Here is a 3,501-nt window from a genome sequence, read left to right as displayed (position 1 = left end):
AGCCTCCGGCCCTCCCGGTACACGCCCTCCGGGCCTTGCCCGGTGAGCTGGCCGTGGGGGGCGTTGACGGTGAAGGCGGGCAGGGCGACGCAGAGGAGCGTGTCATGGACCGGCGGCAGTTCCCCCGTCCTTCCGCCGCGCGGGAGCGTGAGGCCCGCAAGAGTGGGGCTGGGGCCGGCCGGAGGGCCCGCGGGGTGTCCGGGAGGCGGGACAGGGTGGAGGGCCATGGCGGGTGTGGGGTGCTCTCTGTGCGAACCGGACGGCCGGCGGGGCGTCGGCGGCACGGCTCGGACGGCTCCGCCGCAGTCTTGAACGCGTCCGCGGGCGCCCGGGTCACGGTTGTCATCCGCCGCTCCTGCTGCCGCGGCGGCCGTCGGGACGCGGGGCTCGGCCCGCCGGTCCGGTCCTGGCCTTCCCGCCCGGCCGGACGCCGGCCGGCGGTGCCGCCTTGGCCGGTGCGGTGGTCCTCCGTCCCGGCTTTCCCGAGGCGCGCCGGGTGGCGGTGCGGCCCGCCCCCGGGGCGACCGGTGCGGCCGGCGTCTCCGTCCGCGGGCCGTGTTCCGCCGCCCGCCCGGGGACGGGAGCGGGCCGGTCCGCCGCGAGGCGCGCGTCCCGCTCGCTCCTGAGACAGGCGCGGAGGGACTCGGGATCCAGCCCCTCGTTGCAGGCCTGGTGCAACAGCCGGGCGAAGACGTACTCGGGGTCGGCCTCCAGGGCCAGGCCGAGGGCGACCCGCGCGGCGGGTTCGTCCCCGGTGGACCAGGCCGTCCATCCCGCGAGGGTCAGCGGCGCCGCGGCGTGCTCCTGGTAGGGGGCGACACAGCGCCGTGCGAGCACCCGCCAGAGCCGCAGTGCCGCCCGGCCTTCCGCACCTTCCATCCACTCGGCGACCTGGTCCCGCGTGGTCCGGTCCTGGAGGCCGATGACGAGGGCGGCCGCCTCGGCGACGCCGACCAGGGCGTCGTCGGCGGCGTCGGCCTCTGCGGTGCCCACGACACCGCCCGGCTTCTCGCTCCCGCCGGCGGGCGGGGTGAACCTCCCGAGCAGGTCCCGGGCCAGCCGCAGGGTTGTCTCCCGCACCTCCTTGCGGCCCTCCTCCTCCGCTCCGTCGAGGATCCGCGGGACGATCGAGGCGGCCGCGGCGTCGAGCGCGGCCCGCTGCCGCTCCTGCCCCGCGGACCCCGCGGGCCTGAGCCGGGCCTGCATGTCCCGCAGCGAGCCCCGCACCTGGATGCCGGCATAGGTGGCGGCGGCGGCCATCACCGAGGTGCCGCTGAGCGCGAGGGGCGTCCCGTCGGGCGGGCAGCAGCGGGCGTCCGGGCAGCAGTAGGAGAAGTAGAGACCGTCGGAGATGCACAGGGCTTCGTAGACGGGGATGTCGAGGGCTCCGCAAGCGGTTCGAAGTCGCTGCGCGAGGGGCCGCAGCCGCTCCTTGACACGGCGGGCCGTCTCGCCGGGGGCGGGGTCCTGGCACAGGAAGACGACGATGCCGTCCGGCCGTTCGCCGCGCCTGCCGCACCCTTCGACCAGAGTTTCGGCCAGGTGGTCGGCGGTGGCCTCCCATTCGTGCGGTGAGCGGGGGATACCGAGCCTGACGCGTCCGCCGAAGCGCCCGTGCTCGCCGTGGAGCGCCGCCAGGACGACGGAGTCGGTCGGGTGGAAGCCCAGCATGAACGGGAGCGCGTCGGCCAGCTCGGCCGGGCCGCGCAGGGTGATCTGCTGGGTACGGGTGGGTCCGGTGATTTCGTGGTGGTTCGCGTTCATGGTCACGACGGTCTCGTGATCTTCCGAAATCGGAAACCCCTGTGGATAACTCCCGGTCCGGGTGATCCGTCCGGCCCTGGAGTTGTCCACAGGTGGGCCCGCTCGTTCGCGAGATGTCCGAGGCATCGGGTTGCATGGGGGCATGACCCACGCAGATCCCCTGGAAGACCGGGCCGCGCTCCGCGCCGCCGCCGACACCGTGCTCGCCCGTCTCGTCTCCGACCCGACCGGCAGGGCGAGACTGCGCGAGGACCAGTGGCGGGCGATCGAGGCCCTGGTCGCCGACCGCCGCCGGGCGCTGGTGGTGCAGCGGACCGGGTGGGGCAAGTCGGCGGTGTACTTCGTGGCGACCTCGCTGCTCCGTGAGCGCGGGAGCGGCCCCACCGTCATCGTCTCCCCGCTGCTCGCGCTCATGCGCAACCAGGTGGAGGCGGCGGCGAGGGCGGGCATCCGCGCCCGGACGATCAATTCGTCGAACACGGAGGAGTGGGAGACGGTTCAGCAGGAGGTGGCGGCCGGGGAGGTCGACGTCCTCCTGGTGAGCCCCGAGCGGCTCAACAACCCGGACTTCCGCGACCAGGTGCTGCCCCGGCTCGCCGCCGCCACGGGCCTGCTGGTGGTGGACGAGGCGCACTGCATCTCGGACTGGGGGCACGACTTCCGGCCGGACTACCGCCGGCTGCGGACGATGCTGGCGGATCTGCCGCCGGGGGTTCCGGTCCTCGCGACGACGGCGACGGCGAACGCCCGGGTGACGGCGGACGTGGCGGAGCAGCTCGGCACCGGCGCGGGCACGGACGCCCTGGTCCTGCGGGGGCCGCTGGACCGGGAGAGCCTGAGTCTCGGGGTGATCGGGCTGCCGGACGCGGCCCACCGGCTCGCCTGGCTCGCGGACCACCTGGGAGAGCTGCCGGGGTCCGGGATCATCTACACGCTGACGGTGGCGGCGGCCGAGGAGGTCACGGCGTATCTGCGTCAGTGCGGTCATACCGTCGCCTCCTACACGGGCCGGACGGAGAACGCGGACCGGCAGCAGGCGGAGGACGACCTGCTGGCCAACCGGGTCAAGGCGCTGGTGGCGACCTCGGCCCTCGGCATGGGCTTCGACAAGCCGGATCTGGGCTTCGTGGTGCACCTCGGTTCGCCGTCGTCCCCGATCGCCTACTACCAGCAGGTGGGCCGCGCGGGCCGCGGGGTGGAGCACGCGGAGGTGCTGTTGCTGCCCGGACAGGAGGACGAGGCGATCTGGCGCTATTTCGCCTCGGTCGCGTTCCCGCCCGAGGAGCAGGTGCGCCGGACGCTCGACGTGCTGGCGCAGGCCGGCCGGCCGCTCTCCCTGCCGGCCCTGGAGCCGCTGGTCGAGCTGCGCAGAACCCGGCTGGAGACGATGCTCAAGGTCCTCGACGTGGACGGCGCGGTGCGGCGGGTGAAGGGCGGCTGGGAGAGCACCGGCCGGCCGTGGGTGTACGACACGGAGCGGTACGCGTGGGTGGCCCGGCAGCGGGCGGCCGAGCAGCAGGCGATGCGGGACTACGCGGCGACGACCGGTTGCCGCATGGAGTTCCTGCGGCGCCAGCTGGACGACGAGGAGGCCGCCCCGTGCGGTCGCTGCGACAACTGCGCGGGGGCGCGCTTCGATCCCAAGGTGTCCGGCGCGGCGCTGGACGCGGCCAAGGGTGAGCTGGGCCGGCCGGGCGTGGAGGTGGAGCCGCGCAGGATGTGGCCGACGGGGCTGGC

General features: G+C 74.9%; 2 protein-coding genes and 1 pseudogene. 1 reads left to right on the top strand and 2 read right to left on the bottom strand.

Annotated elements, in window-relative coordinates:
* Positions 1–227: pseudogene (locus RIF68_RS31230) on the bottom strand (glycogen debranching protein); the annotation flags it as partial.
* 115 nt (positions 228–342) lie between these two features.
* On the bottom strand, positions 343–1,764 hold the full coding sequence (locus RIF68_RS31225) for a DUF4192 domain-containing protein (RefSeq protein ID WP_309054631.1): 1,422 nt from the start codon (positions 1,762–1,764) through the stop codon (positions 343–345).
* A gap of 142 nt (positions 1,765–1,906) precedes the next feature.
* Between RIF68_RS31225 and RIF68_RS31220 the strand changes: the two genes are divergently transcribed.
* Positions 1,907–3,501, top strand: a 1,595-nt coding sequence (locus RIF68_RS31220) for a RecQ family ATP-dependent DNA helicase (RefSeq protein ID WP_309054630.1), incomplete at its 3' end; no start/stop codon positions are given.

It is taken from the genome of Streptomyces sp. (assembly GCF_031178505.1).
In the GTDB taxonomy this organism is placed as follows: Bacteria; Actinomycetota; Actinomycetes; order Streptomycetales; family Streptomycetaceae; genus Streptomyces; species Streptomyces gulbargensis.
This window is presented reverse-complemented; position numbering and strand designations above follow the sequence as displayed.

Coding starts and splice junctions, on each gene's coding strand:
- RIF68_RS31225 (WP_309054631.1), bottom strand. CDS start 1,764: ATGAACGCGAACCACCACGAAATCACCGGACCCACCCGTACCCAGCAG.